The sequence below is a fragment of the Paenibacillus cucumis (ex Kampfer et al. 2016) genome (assembly GCF_019748695.1).
Classification (GTDB): domain Bacteria; phylum Bacillota; class Bacilli; order Paenibacillales; family Paenibacillaceae; genus Paenibacillus; species Paenibacillus polysaccharolyticus.
Genome location: NZ_JACLIC010000020.1, coordinates 17,537 through 34,589, shown reverse-complemented (window position 1 = coordinate 34,589; position 17,053 = coordinate 17,537). Strand labels below are relative to the sequence as shown.

The following is a 17,053-nucleotide window of genomic DNA, read 5'->3' as shown; positions in this document are numbered from 1 at the left end:
ATTCCCTGGCATCGTAGTTAGGAAGTATAGGCTTCCCGTAGAGACCCTCGCCCTGTGTACACTTTCGGCCTGCGAGGTTATACGAAATGAAGTATGCAATTTAAATATCGCTCATGTGTGACGACTTTTCATATATTACATGGGAGGTCAAGTGGTGTCAACCCATTTCTTTTCAATTTTTAAACGTTAAAAAATGAAAGCTTTACACGGCCACTCTCATTTGTTCACTCCAATGTCTCCACTAGCTGTCCCACTCCAGCGTCTTTTGCAATCCTGATTTCAATCCTTCGAGATCTAGCCCATCTACTGCAAAAGCTTCACGAATCAAGGGTGGTGCTATAAACTCATCATATTTTCCAAGATACGGTGCTTCATCGGCAGCAAGCAAATCAGATGCATCCTGAGCCGTTCGACACTCACTCATCATCTCGGCTAACAAGGTTCGTTCATCCACTTTGCCTGATACCACAAAATAATATGGTTCCATCGGCACAACGGAACGCAAAGCGAGCCTTTCAGACAAATTATGTTTCATCAACCGCTCCAGCGTGCGAAACGATTTGCTACCCACCCAAGGCAACACATACATGGAATCCCCGCCTGCCGGAATGACAACCTGTTTGAGCAATCCGCTCTCGCGAGCCAAGCGACGTGCACGCTCCAAGCGGTTCACCGCTTGTGGAGACAGATACGGGTAGATCACGGATTCGGACAGCACCTCGCGCATTTTTTGTACAACCGCCGTATGAATATCTCCTCCTGCACCAAGCCACAGTGTATCGACTTTGCCTTTCGCGGACTTCACGTACACGGCCTTGTGCTTGTGATCGACCTCTTCTACCTTCCACAGCTTGCCTGCGAGAGAGAAACAATAACCCGGCGGCGGCACGGTCGTGATTGACCCGATCTCTTCCGAGCCGTTCAGTACTTTATGCTCTTCATCGTCTTTAAACACGGCATAGAAGCGGTAGTTGTTTACAATCTTTTCACCCGTGAGTCCGATAATCAGCGTCTGTTCTTCCGTCCATTGCAGATGATCTGTCGCGATCAGGTAATTCAGGAACGTTTGATATTGATCCGGTGTAATCTCTGAAAAAGGCGCCAGGGAGAGGATTGCGGCTGCAAGCTCTCTTGGCTCAGCCTCCCCCATACTTTTCAACATGCTCATCGTCTGGTGATAGAGAACCCCAATAGGCATTTTCCGAGCTTCAAGTGGCTCTACCCATTTGGTTTTAACGTACAGCTCAATCACCGCTATTGCACGCATTAATGTCCATGGCATACGGGCCGGCAGCTGCGCTTCCTCGTCTTCTTCCTCCGGGCATACAAAAAGCATCTCCGATGCCATATCATCACGCCTACCCGAGCGACCCAGCCGCTGAACGAAACTCGAAGCACTATAAGGTGCCCCAAGCTGAACGACACGCTCCAATTCTCCCAGATCAATGCCAAGTTCCAGCGTAACCGTCGCAGCAGCGACAGCCGGACCCGGACCTGTCCGCAAAGCCGCTTCGGTTTCTTCTCTCAGCATGGCCGATATACTTCCATGATGCACATGGAACACATCCCGTTCTTCTCTACGTGCTGCAACACGGCGCATCTCCAGAATCGTGACTTCCGCATCCGTGCGGCTGTTGGTGAAAATCAGAGCCTTTTTGCGATGTGTGCTCTCATAAATGAAGTCGTAATAGGCTTTACGCGCATGATGAAGCTGCTCAGCCTGCTCTTCGTTCTGTGCATCCGGAAATGAAAAATGCTCCACCCTGAGCCGCAGCTTACGTCCGCCCGGGGAGGATACGACATCGACTCCTTGCCGTGTTCCTGCTGCAAGCCAAGCTGTCGCTGCTTCATAATCGCTAAGTGTAGCGGATAATCCAACTCTTCTAGGAGCACAGCCAGCCATGCGTTCAATTCGAGCCAGCTGGCTTAACACCTGAATGCCCCGATCCGCTCCCATGAACGCATGCACTTCATCGATAATGATATAGCGCAGATCATGAAAAAGCGCAGGAATCGCATTCGGTCGATTCATCAACAGCCCTTCCAGCGATTCGGGCGTAATCTGCAGCACACCTGACGGATTTTTCATCAGCTTGGTTTTCTCAGCCTGCGGCACATCCCCATGCCAGTGCCAGACAGGAATATTGCCTTCCGTGAGCAAGTCTTTGAGTCGTTCGAACTGGTCGTTAATCAATGCTTTTAAAGGGCCAATATACAGAATACCCACCGACTTGGAAGGCTGATCATAAAGCTCAGTCAACGCTGGAAAAAAAGCGGCCTCCGTCTTGCCGGAAGCCGTCCCCGCCGCAATCAGCATGTGGTGCGGAGTGTGAAAACAAATGTTACACGCTTCAATCTGCGCAGGACGTAGCGATTCCCATCTTTTTTTATAAATAAATTCCTGCACAAACGGAGCCAGTCTATAAAATGGATTTGGGTTCTCACTCATAGTTCGAACTCCGCAAGAAAATCATCAAGCTCATCGGATTCCTTTTGGGAACCCTTGGCTCCACGAGCCAAACCATCGGAAAGAGCCGCACGCTCACCAAGTAACTGCTCGTAAGTCACATCAGGATTCTGATGTAGCGTATGCAACACATCCATAAAGTCACGCACCACTTCTCGTGTTGTCAAAAGTTCATCCGCACCCAAACGATTCACAGCCATTTGCATAAAACCTACTAATTGTTCATCGCTCAAGCTAGCGGTATATGCAAAATGAAGGGCATGAATCTGGCGTAGCTTTTGTAGCAAAATCAAAATTTCTTCATGCGACAACATCGCGAGTTTGATAATGGGGCCCGTATAATTCGCATACGCACTTGCGGCATAACGACCGTCAATAAGTCTGGATCGAAGCGCTTCATAGCTGTACAAACCACGGCGTTCATCCTCCACAAATTGAGGGGTTCCCCCCACAAAAATGCCCAGATGCTCGGCTTTCCCCTGCATCGTATCATTAAACATCGTTAGCAACTTCTCGTAGTTGCTTTGACGCGAAACGCTGTTTGTAATTTTATACAGATTCACAGCTTCGTCGATAAAGAGTAACAGCCCTTTGTAACCGATACGTGCCGTAAATTCAGACCATAATTTGAAATAATCATACCAGTTATCATCATCGATAATGACACCCACGGAAAGCTCTTTCTTCGCCTCCGTTTTGGTAGCGAATTCACCCCGAAGCCAGCGGAGTGCAGACTGTTTCAGGTCATCATCCGCAAGTTTGTAACCATTCCAGTAAGAGGCCAGCACTTTGGCAAAATCAAAACCGTGAACCAGGTTCTGCATTTCACCCGTCACGAGGTAAATCTGTTTTTCTACCTCCAGCGGTAACGCAGGATCATCTGGACGTATATTCAACTGGGTCATCGCTGTTTGCTGCAAGCCTGCAATCCATTTTTGCAAAATAGGCTCCAAAGCCCCACCATCCGGGCGTGTTCGTGTAGACAAGCGTGTCATCAGCTCACGATAAGTTGCCAGACCTTGCCCTTTTGTGCCGACAAGTCTACGCTCTGGAGAAAGATCCGCATCCGCAACCACAAACTCACGATCCATCGCATAATTTCGAATCATTTGCAAAAGAAAGCTTTTACCGCTACCATAACGGCCAGTAATCAGTTTAAATGCCGCACCGCCCTCAGCAATGTTATCCAAGTCTCGTAGGATCGCTTCCACTTCCGACTTTCGCCCTACAGCAATTTGCTCCAGTCCAATCCGTGGCACGACGCCTGCCGTTAATGAATTCACAAGTGCGGTGGTCAAACGTTTTGGAATCTTAAGCTGGTTTGGTTGATGTTCTATCTTTTGATGTTCATTCACTGTATGCTCAGTCATGTCAATCACCTCTTCACATGTTCAAATACATCAATATAATCAGCAACGATTCGGTCACCATCCACCAGCAGATCTCCGATGGTTTCCATAGCGATATCGTTCATTTCATCTAGTAAAAGAGCTGGCATCGTTCCCGTTTCTTCGGCAAGCCGCATCAAATCACCATCCGGATGTTCACCAAGTAAAGCGTGGATGGCTCTTACATGCCGGGCATCCAACCTCTCAGCAAATTCTCGCCACTCCTCTGGTACATGGGCTTCCGCAGCTTCGTCCCATATAAGCACTTCATTCCAACGATCCGAACTCATGGATGGCTGACTCCCGTTGTCTAGGATCGATAATGAACCACTTTGCTGTTCTTGGAAAAGCGGCTCATCCATTCCGTGTCTTTCATTCTCGTCTGCGTTTTCTTCAAGGTCAGATTCAGCATTATCCGATTCGGAATGTGCGCTATCTTCAATGCTCAACGCCTTACGCACATATTCGCTATCCTTCTGCAAAGAAGCCAGTTTGGCCGTATCAATCTGAATGACTGGCGCAGTTACAGCCTCAGCTTGTTCCATGGCAAAAGCTCTTTCCAGATAACGCTCAATCACACTGGCAAGCTCAGGCTCCAGCGTTTTACCTCGCAGACGGCCCCGGAAGCCTAACAGTTCACGCAGCTTATTTTCCGTACAGCGGTAAATCCCGATTAACCTCCGCACAAATTCACGTTCCAATATGAGAGGAACATGAGTGAACGTAACAAATCTGCCGTAAATGGACTCGTCATATACCGCTTTATGAAACAGCGTGCGTTTCACCGTCTGCTCGGCTTTCGATTCAAGCTCAGGCAACAGCCCTCTTTGTTGCGTCCGCTGCAAATACGAATCCATCACAGCCATCACTTTGGGCACATATCGTGCCATCCATTCTTTGCCGCCATCCCGGTAAAAGGCATTTAAAGTAACATCATAGTCAAAGTACCATTTCAGCATATCCAGCGTTACCTCAGCGACATTATCCTGTAACACCCGTTTTAATTCCTTGTCCATCAATGATGCTGGCAAATAACCATCCGAGAGCATCATCACATCATGAAGCAATGTATGAAGATCGTGAACCAGAACGTAATCGACCATCCATTCCTGCATATAAACATGAAGCTGAGGAAGCCGCTCTCGGTAATTCAACCATAATCGTTTTAATTGGTGATAACCATCCTCTGGATGTAACCAGCCGATCCCGTTAATCAACTCGTAAACATGAACAAACAGATACGACAGGTCGACATCCAGGTATCTTTCCTGGCGCACCTCCGTTCTCCAGTACAAATACCATTCCAGCTGTGCATCATTCATCACCCCATACGTCGGCCAGTAACTCATAAAGGGAACAGGTGAAGTTTCTTCTCCCGTAACTTCTGCAAGGCGTCTAGCTTCCTCCACAAATCGCTTCTCCGAAGACAATACAGCTCCCTGCGACTTGTGTGGTTGACGAGTCTGGTTCTCTATAGATGAACGATCAGGTATACGAATCGAGGTTGTCTCTGTATCTTCACTTAGATCAATCTCCATGAATTCCAGCTGTTCCGAATGATCTCTCATGGAATTGAATCCACCTCTTTCAGGGCAAAATACGAACACGTGTATCCATACGCAACATTATAACACTTGTCCAGCTTCTATGGGCGGCAAAATCATACTTTCTTTTCACACAAAAAAGAAGGCATCACTGCCCTCTTCTCTATTTTGTATTTCCTATCTATTTTACAGGTAATTGAATCTCTTTTTTTGATACACAGTGCGGACTTATCCGTTCAACTCAAACCACTCGCGTACGATTTTTGCCTTCTTCCTTGGCTTGAGACAGGGCTTGAGTAGCCAGCTCGATCAAATCACTTGCGACAGTATTCTCATCAGGAAGCAGAACCGCCCCGCCAACGCTGACTGTAACCACACCACTCTGACCCGTGAGCTCTCGCTGGATATGCAGAGCAAGCACATGTTGCCTGATCTCCTCAGCCAGTTCCATTAAATGCGCTGACGTTGTGTCTTTTATTTTCAACATAAACGTACCTCCGCGCTGGCGGGAAATGAGAGCATTATGCTGCTCACTAACCACCGTCAGCACCTCTCCAATCCACTGTAAACACAGGTCGCCACCTTGCAGGCCATACGCAGTATTATAAGAACGAAAATCGTCAATATCAATGATCAACAGCCCCAGACTTCAGTTGTCCTGCAAGCAATCATTCCAATCCTCTTCAAGCTGCTGCTTGAACACCGTTTGAACAGGCATATCGGTTAACGGATCAGTGGTCAGGTAATTGCGTAATTGGTTTGTTGTTTCGCTATAATCATCCTGCTCTTGCTGTGAAGTTCTGCTGCGAAGCAACAACATGACGGAAGGTTTGCCTGCATGAACGACGGAGGCCATCGTAATCTCAAAGAGCAAAGACATGCCAGAAGCTGTTGTAAAATACAACTGATTGTTCATCAAACTTGTGATGTCGAGCTGCAATTTTTCAAAGTCTTGCCGTAGTATGTCCCTTGTATTATCAGGCAAAAAATCGTTGAAACTCTTCCCGATCAGACTGCCTGTACTTTCATATCCAAACAGTTCGGCCGCCATCCTGTTACAGTAAATAATCCGCCCTTCGGTAAGTGTGAAAAAGGCAACAGGCGAGAAGTCCATCAATTGCAAATAACGTTGCTCGTTCCGCTTCAAAATACGGGCATTCTGAAAAGCGTGCTCCTCCGCTTGAGCCAGCTGATTTTCCGTCTGACGACGCACAATAGACTTTAGCAAAGGTAATATGCTCAGTTCTCTCGTTGTCCATGGATAGGAGGTCGATTGCACAACCTCCCTCCATTTTTCAAACGATTTCCGCGGAGACAAACGTACACCATCATCCGTCTTCAGCACGGCTTTCGCCGGATCACCAGCCCATTCGACCACCTGAACTACCTCGGGACGGAACCATAACATATAGTTGTGGTGACCCGGTGAGATGGCAACATAAATAACCCCGGAGGCTACATCTTGATATCGCTTGGCTGTCTCGTATTCCAGACTCAGCTTCGACGTGTGATAGCTGTGATCCTCTGCCTGTCCAGCCAGCCATCCGGCCAATTCACGAATCTGTCCATTTGTCGGAGTCTCACCGAATAACAGCAACTTGTCCTGGTAACAAATTGCCGCACCGGATGCATTCATTAACCTAAGAATGGTTTCCTGCTCTCCTTGCAGCTCTTCCACCACTCGCGCCGGGCTTGTATTGCCGATGAAAATGTTAACGATCCGCGTAGCAGCCTCACGGGAGTTGATCTCTGCCTGGTAATCATCCAGCTGTTGACGCTGGAACAATTCATTAGAGAAAAAGGCTCCCAGGAAGTTACACAGATTACGAACACGATGCGGGACGTATCTTGCAGAATAATGATGACACGTAATAAGTCCCCAGAGTTGATTATCATGGATGAGCGAAATGGTCACGGTAGCTCCCACGCCCATATTTTGCAAATATTCAATATGAAGCGGAGATACACTCCGCAACACAGACAGACTTAAATTCAAAGGTTTGCCTGTAAGGGGCTGCAACGTTGGTACGATTTCAACAGACGTATAATCCACGTTGACAATGGTACGTAGCCAGTTACGAAGATATAGTTCCCTTGCTTGCTTGGGAATGTCCGAGGCCGGATAGTGATGCCCTAGAAATGGTTCGAGTTCCGGTTCGCGCGCTTCCGCAATCACTTTGCCGTTCCATTGCTCGTCAAATTCATAGATCATGACTCTGTCATATCCAAGCATTTCTTTGACTTGTTCAGCCGCAATCTGGCTCGCATCCACGCGGCTGTCCGTGCTTTTGATTCTTCCGAAGAAACGGGATATCCATTCAAAATCGTTGGATTCGATGTTTTCTTTTTCATAATAAGGCTCGATTTCAAGAATTAACAGACCTTCGCTCTCATGCAGGACCGTTGAAAAAACTTTCTCTTCCCCTGCCACTTCTATAATCAGATCCATATAATGCAAGTCTGACGTTACAGCTGCGTTCGAGCGGTTGTTCAGGAGCTTGTTTACATCTTCTTCAGCGATCAAGTCGCTTAGAGGCATACCTAAAATATCTGAGTAATCTATGCCCAGATGATCATGTGTATTTTGGCTACACTGCACAATGGTTGCTGTCCCTCTGGGATCGATAGCCAGAAGCACGCCATGTGGCTGGATAAAGCCAGGAATATGAATAGGCTCCTTGTCGCAGTTATTCAGGTCGATCGGATCATTGGTATATGTCCCTTGCGGGAGTAAGGTGCGGTTAAGCAGACTCATTTCTTGCCTCGACCTAGGTTCAGCCATGAACTTAAATATCCCCTCTCAGCATGTGTTGTTTCATTGTTACAGAACTTACGTCGGGTAGCTAATCGGGTGTTTTTGGCGTAATTCTTACGTATTAATCCACTGATCCAGTAGCCTGAATGTCTCCGAAGCCGTATGCAAAACGCTGTCTTCATCCTCGGATGTCTGAATCGATTGTTGTAACAATTCCACAAACTCGCTCCATCTTGTGCGTGTCTGTGTGCCGTATGCGTTGAAATATTGCAGTCCACGATCCGCCTCTATAGGCAAAAATTGTGACAACCGTTTGGTCATGATCTGTCCACCGTTGGTTGAGCCCTCAATGACATAGAGATATCCGAATAGTCGTGCAGGTGTTGAAATGTCGGGTAAATTCTTGCCGTCGCATTGTGGAATTTGCTTGATCTGCTCCTCGCTTAAGCCAAGATCCCTCAGATCTTGCTCTAATAAACCAGCCTTGCCTCGTACATCGATATCCAATCCTGTTTCCGCCCAAAAAGACTGCGCTATCGCTTGATCCTCCAAAGGTTTTAGGAAACCGTAGAATTTCTCCAAATACACTCTATATTGTTCAATCGTTATGGTTGAATCCATAATTGCTTTCGCATAGGGGTTCTGTTCTACTTGTCTATGATAATGTGCTGTCTCACTCTTCAGGCGTTCCATAATACTAACTGCCGTCATGTCGTTATCCCCTTTCGTATCGTGATGTGAATCCAGGCTATGATTAGCGTAAGAATCTATTGCGAATATAGTAAATTTTACCTGATTCAAAAAAGACTCTATGTAAGTATACGGTTTCTCGTATCAGAAAACTACATGAATTCAAGAGGCTTGTGAGCTGGTTGTAAACTTACGTTGTTAGGTTAACTGCGGAATGGATGGATGTGCTGTAAGCCTGGGTTAAACATAGGGTAGACACGGACCTGAGCATGCCTAGAGCACCATAGAGTCTATCTGAAAATCGTTCATTTTCAGGGTAATGAAGTATCGTATGTATAGCTGGTTTTTACCTATGAAGATGATACACTAACACTATATCCTTATTTTGGAGGAATGAAGCTAATGGAAATTAAAGATATGACAGGACCTAAGGAACTCACGGTTCAAGAGATTATACTGCACCTCACAGAGGGGATAACACTTCCGGAAAATACAGTGGATCAGCTGATCACGGGTTCACCGAATCAGTTTGTGACTGGCATTGTAGTTGCTTTTATGCCTACACAACAGGTCATTGAACAGGCTATTCAGGTCGGAGCTAATCTGATTATTGCCCATGAATCCCCATTTTATAATCATCACAGTGCGACCGACTGGCTTGTGAACAATTCCGTTTATACGGATAAAAGAACATTGATCGACCAAGCAGGCATTGCTCTTTTTCGTTGCCATGATATAATCCACCGTTTCGAGCCAGATGGCATTACAGATGGACTCATTCAGGAGCTTGGCTGGATTACATATCTGAGCGGGCGAACGGCAGAGTCGGATATAGTTACATTTCCAGAAGGAATGACCGTTCAGGAAATTGCTCAACATTTAAAGCAACGTCTGGGTATTGACTATGTCCGCATTGCGGGCAATTCTGAAATCGTTTGCAGACGCGCTGCCGTTCTGGTTGGATTTCGTGGAAATGGACCCGTCACGATACCTCTTCTTCAGAATGAACAGGTGGATCTGATTATCGCAGGGGAAGGATTTGAATGGGAAACGCCTGAATATGTTCGTGATGCTGTGCAGCAAGGTAAATCCAAAGCACTCATCATGGTTGGACATGCCGAAAGTGAGGCCCCGGGAATGAAGCTTTTGGCGGACAGACTGAAGGAGTCTTTTCCAGAGACCAAAATTACTTTTGTGAAGGAACAGCCTGTATTTAAGGTGTTTTAATGTTAGGCTAGGTTAGAGAACATATTGAACTACAGCTGACATACCTTTTTAAGTAACTTGTCTCATTTATAAAAATGACGATCCTCATTGACCCTATCTCCTCCATTTTTCCACATATCCAGCGTTTTGACCTCGTTTGGTGGAATAGCGTTCCTGGGATCGTTAATCCACTTCTTTCTTCCTCCCCTTCCTCCCCTTCCTACCTTCCATAGCTACTTCTTTTCTTGCTTTTCTGGAATATCCTGAAGCTTTAGTGTACGCTAGATGCTGTAAATTTCAGACTCAGGACATTTGTCCTTGGCTGTTTGGAGATATTTATCATTTAATAGAAGTCGAAGTCATGCATTGAAGGAGTGTACGGAGAAAGATGAGAGGGATTATTTTTGCCTTGCTGGGCGGAGCCTGCATTACGCTACAAGGGGTTGCTAACACCAGAATCAGTACAGATATAGGCACATGGCAGGCCGCCTCGATCACCCAGTTAACGGGATTTATACTCGCGGCGATCATCCTGATGTTTGTGCGGGACACCAATCTTCAGGGAATTAAACAGGTTAAACCGATGTATCTTGCCGGAGGCGCATTTGGTGCGGTTATTATTTTCAGTGAAGTCTCTGCGATTCAGCAAATTGGCGTCACTTTTACGATCTCGGCATTGTTGATTGCCCAATTGTTTCTAACTTTTTTGATCGACAGCAATGGATGGTTCGGCGTGCTTAAACAAAAAATGAAACTGCCGCAATTCCTAGGTATTGCTCTAATGATCGCCGGTGTCATCATCATGAAGCTGTAGTTTCATTACAATTAACGCAGAGGTGAGAACCGCATGGAAGAGATTCATCAATCCCAGCAAATTATGGACTATTTGAAACAGTATCAATTGGAGGCGGTTTTTCACGAACACCTGCGTCCTCATATGACCCTATGTCAATTCGATAAATGTGAGCTGATCTGCCGCGAAGGCGAAGCTTCCGAATACTTATATGTCCTGGTAGAGGGGAAAATTAAAATTTTCACCACCTCTCCACAAGACAAAACACTCGTGCTCTGTTTCAAGACACCGCTTGAAGTGGTCGGAGACATCGAGTATGTGCGTGAAAGTAACATCGTTAACACCGTTCAGGCGGTGTCCCCCGTTGTGATGCTACGTATTCATTATCGCTGGCTTACTGAGCTTGCCCATGATTACGCACCATTACTGCAATTTTTGCTAAAAATCATCTCACACAAGTTTTACATTGATTCGAACTTTTCGAACTTTAATCTGATGTATCCGGTAGATGTTCGCTTAGCCAGTTATCTGTTATCCATCTCAACGGATGAAGGCGGAACCGTACTGCATGAGGAACTGGATGCTTTTAACCTGACGGACATCGCCAACCTGATCGGCACCAGTTATCGCCATTTGAATCGGGTGATTCAGAAGCTATGTGCTGACGGTTATATTCAACGGGATCAAGGATTAATCCGCATTAAAAATCGTGCAGGCCTTAGACACATTGCGGGACACAACATTTATGAATAAGGAGTTAGGACATACATGATCATTACAGGTATTTTACTTGCGCTTCTGGCAGGTTCACTGGTCAGTCTGCAAACGATATTTAATAGTAAAGTCAATGAACGCACCGGTTCATGGTCGACCACAACGATGGTGTTATTTACCGGATTTATTGCTTCTTTTGTAATCTCCTTACTCGTTGAAGGAAAAAATACATTTAGCATTCAGCACATGCAGTCGTGGTACTGGCTGAGTGGTGCGATTGGTGTAGGCGTCGTCTTCTGTCTCGTTCAAGGCATGAAGTTACTCGGACCAACTTATGCGATTTCCATCGTATTAACCTCTCAGTTAAGCTTCGCTTTACTATTTGATTCGATGGGCTGGCTCGGTCTGGAGCAAATTCCGTTCTCATGGAACCAACTTATTGGTGTACTTGTCATTGTAGGTGGCATCGTGCTCTTCAAATTTGGCGGACTAAAAATAGAAACATCCGATTCATCGGATAAGCAAGCCCACACTGTGCCGAGTAAATCTTAAACATAAACTAAAAGAGTGTCTCCCAATCGAAATGGATTGGATAGACACTCTTTTTAATTCAAACATTTTAGAGCATAAATAAATAAGTTAAGTATCTTGCTCGAAAAATGTGTAAACCAATCAAAATATCAAAAGGCGTTAGTCGTAGTCGCTTGACCGCTTACACAAACTTCACGTTATGGTAGACCTACTACACATCTTCCAAATCTTCAAGTGCATCAATCAGCTTCTCGAATTGAACTTGGGCATCCGCAGGCAATTCAACGTGGTTTTGCGCCAGCATCGTCAGCTCGGCTACTGTGAACTCGTTCACACCAGCAACCTTAAATGCTTCTTGTACCGCGTGGAATTGGTCTGGTTCTGCGTATACAATCTATAGTTTGTGATTCTCACTTTTTGTATGAAATTTATACGTTTATCATACCAAATTATGAATGATTTTACCATCATAGCATGTGTATCCATCTTCAAGAAAGCCAGTTAGTTTGGTCAGTATTAACCACTTCTGTAGTCAGCAACATTGCTAGTACGGAAGCATCGTTTTGCAGAACGAATTACTATCGCTGGGTCAACTAAACCCCGCTTAGATCATGATAACTCACTGCGCCAGTAGCTGCGTTGAAACCTACACCCACTTATTCTGACGCTATGTAGAAATAGTCTCTATTATTATATTAAATTGATTTACAATGACCACTTATTTTACAAATTTTCTCAATTTCCAGTATAAAGTTATTGTTGTTCTTTGTTTACAATAAGTGGTTTCCCCACAGTATTCGAATATTTGTTGAACACAATAAAAATGTCGAGTTATTGGTAGAGTTCAATTCTTGACTGATGGACAAATTCTCTTATAAAGGAAATAGTTTCTCTAGACAAGGCATTTAACTTAGACAAATACCCATCATACTTTTCCATCGCTTCTATATTAGCGTTTGATAAATCTATGTTTAAATCAGGATATAGATATTTCCTACCATCTCTTGAACCAGCACCTCTTATAGTGAAAAAATGTGTAACCAAGAATAAGTTGTATTTTTTTAACTGTTTAATCAATACTTCGAAAAGCTCTTGCAGCCCTTCAGTATAAAATCTACTTGAAGGTTCTTCTGAAAAGATAATTAAGTTTTCAATATCTTGTCTTGCTTCTGACTGATAAGCACAATAAGCATCTATGATTTCAATATTTTCGATAAAAGAACCATTCTCAATTTTAAAGATAACTTTTTCTAATAAACTCTCGTCCTTTTCAAGCAACTTAGGATTAATACTAGAAGCAACATTCTCTTTTTCAATCTGCTGTGCCCTAACCCAACCTCTAAAATTGTATTCGGTAGCATCTTTAGCCATAAATCGATGAAGTACAAGAGTAACTTCATTAGAAATTTGATCAATATTTGTGATTGATTTATACAAATTTCTTGAAACTTTCAGTTTAAATTCTTCATATTTTACAATCTGAGGTTCTTTAACATCTTTTTCATAAATTTCAAGCTTATAATCATCTGCCTTCTTACGTGCTAAATATTGTTCTCCTAAAACAATTGCGAATACAGGAATATGGTGTTTTATTGCAAATTCATATTCTAATTGAGTATAACTCTTGCCGCTGTCAAGCTCAACACTACCATATTTCCCACCAAAAATAAGCATCAATATGTCAGATTCCTTAATCCACTCTTCAATGACTTCCCACTGACTTTTACTCGATGCTGTGAATAGTTCCATGCCTGCAGGAATATGACCAGCTCTTAGCACTGCTTCTACTGCTTTTTGTCGTTCTTCTTTCAAGTCTAAATATGTAGAAGATATGAAAACTTGTAATTTCTTTTCCATACAACAATCTCCTTAACGATTCATAAGATTTTATAATTTAGAAGTTCCCTTTATATAAACAAACACAATTAATGCGATGGAGTCCACAACCTTGCTCTATAGATTTGACCATAATGCTTAAACACAAAGTAGATATAAAGTGGTACAGACGCTCGACTCCACATAAAAGTGGACTTGAAAAGCTTCAATTTAAGCTGTTCTTAATACTATCATTTCAACAAAGTTACTATTAGGTAGTGATGAAAATCATGCTTGCTTACCATCTCAAATTTTTCCTTTGTAGTAAATGAAGAAAGCATTCTATAACTCACTTCCTAATTTGTTCATCTTGACTAGCATTATCAATATCGTATCTAAAGTCAGACGTTCATCTCATCACTACCCTTATAAAAAATACCTTTAATTATTCTTTTCTAAAGATTGAAACAGCTTATTTATTTCTCCTACTATCTGAAAAACAGTGTCGTAGGCAATTAGCCCCCATTGCGATTGCATGGACGGATGAAATGACATGTTTCTTAGTCCTCTAATAGCATCATACTTGGCTTTATTTTCATGTGGGATAATCTCTCTGTTTATAAGCCTTTGGATCATATCTGAAAGCTGAAGTCTTTTATTACCTCTAGTGCTATAATTAGATCCATAAACTGTTTTATGTGCAATAGATATTGAAGCTTCAAACGCTTTATAAGTTTGCTCTTGTGAAAGAGTAAAAAAAGTCCAATATAAGTAACCATAAGCATACAATGCCTTAGAAACTTCAATCAATTCTTTTATATCATCAGGAACTTTCTCATCAATTTTGATTCTATCAACATAATTTAGAATATCGACCTCAGTAATAGTCCACTGCTCACCTGTCTCAAAGTTCACTACTCCAAAGTCTTTAATTATAGCATCCGGTTTAAAGTAATTCTCAGCGGTTATTTTCTTCATATGTGAACCTCAGTCCTCTTTAAAATAATACAGCTAAAATTACACAGGTATCGGGAAAGTCATATTAAAAAAATATCAATGACTCTATAAGAATACTTTCCAATCATTACTAACCCATATTGCATTTTTATCGTTTCTACTAACAATTCTTCCATTTTCATCTTGAGACAACATAATAAAACGGTAATTTTTCTTTTCTACTCGTGTTCTTTTTTCTATCTCTAGATTTACCTCAATAGTTGTATTTCCCAGAGCAACATCATCAATTGAATTAAATTTAAATGATTTAAGGAATCTTTCCTGAAAATGTTTTTTAATTCGTAAAGGCGGTTTCACCTCACTTTTACTTAGCGGGAGTATCTCTGCCATTTTCCCATAATTCTTCTTCATCCAATAATTCAAAAATTCATTCAGTGCATATTCTGGAGAACCCACTTCAAAATTTTCTGGATCAATAGATATGGAACTTCTAGGTATCCAATTTTCCAACTCAACATTAAGTGACTCGCTTTTTTCTAATCTCTCTGCTAAGTCAGATAACGTCATTGGTGGAGCCTCTTCTGGGGCATCAATTTCTCCTTTTTCAACTTTTGTTGCCCAATCACCTACGGCAAAAAGTAGTGCCCATGTTTTCGCTGCTACAGTAATATTATCGTAACCTAGATCAGTTCCATGAAGTATGCCGTGTCTGTAAGGAAGTGTAATTTGTTCTGTTCTAGTTTTTCTTCTACCTGTAAATAATATGCCCTTTAGTTTATCTAGCCCTTGACTATTGGCAGCAATAGAATTCCATGCCTGCAACGTGGTTTTTTCTGCTGAAATCCCACTATGGTCTGGATGTAGATCATTTACCAGTCCATCCGTTAATGCTAAGACAACTGGAATGGAGGCATGATACCTTCCTGCTAGATAGTCATCTAATGCTAATTTTATTAAACGCATACGAGGCTCGAATGCTTTTATTTTATTCAAGTCAACTAGTAGTTTCATTTCAATTGTTTCTTTATTGTAGTAATTACTCAAAACCTCTTCTGCTCCTGCAAAATCTCCTGCTTCTGCTTTTTCAATAGCATTTTCTGCTACAGTAACGCTCATTGTGTCGTAGATAATCCATCCGTGATCCGCGAACAATTCATTAAATCGATCTGGCAAACTCAATAATTTTTCACCTTTTTCAAAATCAATATTCCCGAACCCCTCCTTTACTTTATCTACATCAACACCAATCACATCTAAAAAGGGTCCAAGCACTGGTATCGCTTGTTCAAAGGCTTTTGCACCCTGAACCAATTCATCAATTTTCTTTATACTTGGGATATCTCTAAGTTTACTTGTTAACCCGGTTGGTTTTAGTTTTTTTCTTTGGCTCATTTTTTCCCCCTATAAATTGTAGTCAATCTGATCATCAAGTAACTTTTTCGTTGTTTCGTTTATGATTACTATCGGACTATGTGACTCTATTACAAGTCGAGCAGCACTTATAAACCACCCATTATTTATATATTTTTCAGTGTAAATTTGTGCACGATTAAAAAAAATCGAATTAAATTCATTTAATTCCACATTCACATAATCATAAATTCCATCTATTATGTAGTTTTCTGCTTCTCTTCTTGAATTGAACCTAAAAGCCCCCGTTATACCGTCATAGTTAAGGAGATCGTTTACAACAAAACTAATCACTTTCGATAGTGTCTCTTCATCAACCTTTTTTGAGATTTCAACAATTCCAGAAGAGCTACACATAATAAAAAATTCTCGTACTAGAAACGTTTCTCTAATTACCTTAGTTTTCTTAATGAACTTTGTGAATAACGCTCCTCTTTTGGGTCTTTTTTTATAACCGAAGACTCCCCATGTCCAATCATCTAAAACCACTTTAGCCGAAATACCTGTAAGTTCTGTTAGTATTTCTTTTAGCTTCTGTGCCATCCTTTCACTCTCCTCAGAATGCTTTTGTACTTTATTCTTAATTTCTTTTACCTACCAGCTATTCGATTTTTCGCAACAACTTGTTGTAAATTGTTAAAACTAAATATATGATCAATTTACTTTCTCTCCCCCAGAAAAAGAATGGGCTATGAGAAAAATGAGTCACAAATTGAAAGTAACAACAATATCAATGGTACGAATGCAAAAAAACAGCAAGAAAAGTTTAATAGATGTCTTGGG

General features: G+C 42.7%; 14 protein-coding genes and 1 pseudogene. 4 read left to right on the top strand and 11 right to left on the bottom strand.

Going from position 1 to position 17,053, the window contains the following annotated elements; translation table 11 throughout:
- Positions 1-241: 241 nt before the first annotated feature.
- From H7T88_RS11790 to H7T88_RS11770, 6 genes are all read right to left on the bottom strand, one after another.
- On the bottom strand, positions 242-2,449 hold the full coding sequence (locus H7T88_RS11790) for a DEAD/DEAH box helicase (RefSeq protein ID WP_221788579.1): 2,208 nt from the start codon (positions 2,447-2,449) through the stop codon (positions 242-244).
- Positions 2,446-3,837 (bottom strand): ATP-binding protein, encoded by a 1,392-nt coding sequence (locus H7T88_RS11785; protein ID WP_221788578.1) that lies wholly within the window; start codon positions 3,835-3,837, stop codon positions 2,446-2,448. The genes H7T88_RS11790 and H7T88_RS11785 overlap by 4 nt, the downstream gene beginning before the upstream one ends.
- Positions 3,838-3,842: 5 nt before the next feature.
- Positions 3,843-5,423: a TerB N-terminal domain-containing protein gene (locus H7T88_RS11780; protein ID WP_221788577.1), complete on the bottom strand. Its 1,581-nt coding sequence runs from the start codon at positions 5,421-5,423 to the stop codon at positions 3,843-3,845.
- A 217-nt stretch (positions 5,424-5,640) separates the two neighbouring features.
- Positions 5,641-6,036 carry a diguanylate cyclase domain-containing protein gene (locus H7T88_RS28720; protein WP_260510861.1) on the bottom strand — a complete coding sequence of 132 codons (396 nt, stop codon included), beginning with the start codon at positions 6,034-6,036 and terminating at the stop codon, positions 5,641-5,643.
- Positions 6,037-6,048: 12 nt separating this feature from the next.
- Positions 6,049-8,181, bottom strand: a complete 2,133-nt coding sequence (locus H7T88_RS11775) for a PAS domain-containing protein (protein ID WP_260510860.1) — start codon at positions 8,179-8,181, stop codon at positions 6,049-6,051.
- An 87-nt stretch (positions 8,182-8,268) separates the two neighbouring features.
- Positions 8,269-8,865, bottom strand: coding sequence for a biliverdin-producing heme oxygenase (locus H7T88_RS11770; RefSeq protein WP_221788576.1), 597 nt, complete (start codon positions 8,863-8,865; stop codon positions 8,269-8,271).
- Positions 8,866-9,246: 381 nt separating this feature from the next.
- Here H7T88_RS11770 and H7T88_RS11765 point away from each other — a divergent pair, with 381 nt between their 5' ends.
- The 4 genes from H7T88_RS11765 (at position 9,247) to H7T88_RS11750 (ending at position 12,109) form a co-directional block, all read left to right on the top strand.
- A complete protein-coding gene (locus H7T88_RS11765; RefSeq protein WP_260510859.1) occupies positions 9,247-10,071 on the top strand; it encodes a Nif3-like dinuclear metal center hexameric protein in 825 nt (274 codons plus the stop codon).
- Positions 10,072-10,438: 367 nt separating this feature from the next.
- Complete coding sequence (locus tag H7T88_RS11760) at positions 10,439-10,864, top strand: DMT family transporter (RefSeq protein ID WP_090924008.1); 426 nt, start codon at positions 10,439-10,441, stop codon at positions 10,862-10,864.
- 33 nt (positions 10,865-10,897) lie between these two features.
- Entirely contained in the window at positions 10,898-11,596 is a 699-nt protein-coding gene (locus H7T88_RS11755; RefSeq protein ID WP_221788574.1) for a Crp/Fnr family transcriptional regulator, read from the top strand.
- An 18-nt stretch (positions 11,597-11,614) separates the two neighbouring features.
- Positions 11,615-12,109, top strand: coding sequence for a DMT family transporter (locus H7T88_RS11750; protein ID WP_221788789.1), 495 nt, complete (start codon positions 11,615-11,617; stop codon positions 12,107-12,109).
- 190 nt (positions 12,110-12,299) lie between these two features.
- On the opposite strand, the pseudogene H7T88_RS11745 reads toward H7T88_RS11750, so the two are convergent.
- From H7T88_RS11745 to H7T88_RS11725, 5 genes and pseudogenes are all read right to left on the bottom strand, one after another.
- Positions 12,300-12,482: pseudogene (locus H7T88_RS11745) on the bottom strand (YebC/PmpR family DNA-binding transcriptional regulator); the annotation flags it as partial.
- Positions 12,483-12,919: 437 nt separating this feature from the next.
- Positions 12,920-13,945: a DUF4062 domain-containing protein gene (locus tag H7T88_RS11740; protein WP_221788572.1), complete on the bottom strand. Its 1,026-nt coding sequence runs from the start codon at positions 13,943-13,945 to the stop codon at positions 12,920-12,922.
- Positions 13,946-14,344: 399 nt separating this feature from the next.
- A complete protein-coding gene (locus tag H7T88_RS11735; protein WP_221788571.1) occupies positions 14,345-14,881 on the bottom strand; it encodes a hypothetical protein in 537 nt (178 codons plus the stop codon).
- Between the two features lie 84 nt (positions 14,882-14,965).
- Positions 14,966-16,252: a hypothetical protein gene (locus H7T88_RS11730; protein ID WP_221788570.1), complete on the bottom strand. Its 1,287-nt coding sequence runs from the start codon at positions 16,250-16,252 to the stop codon at positions 14,966-14,968.
- A gap of 9 nt (positions 16,253-16,261) precedes the next feature.
- Entirely contained in the window at positions 16,262-16,813 is a 552-nt protein-coding gene (locus tag H7T88_RS11725) for a hypothetical protein (RefSeq protein WP_221788569.1), read from the bottom strand.
- Between the last annotated feature and the right edge of the window lie 240 nt (positions 16,814-17,053).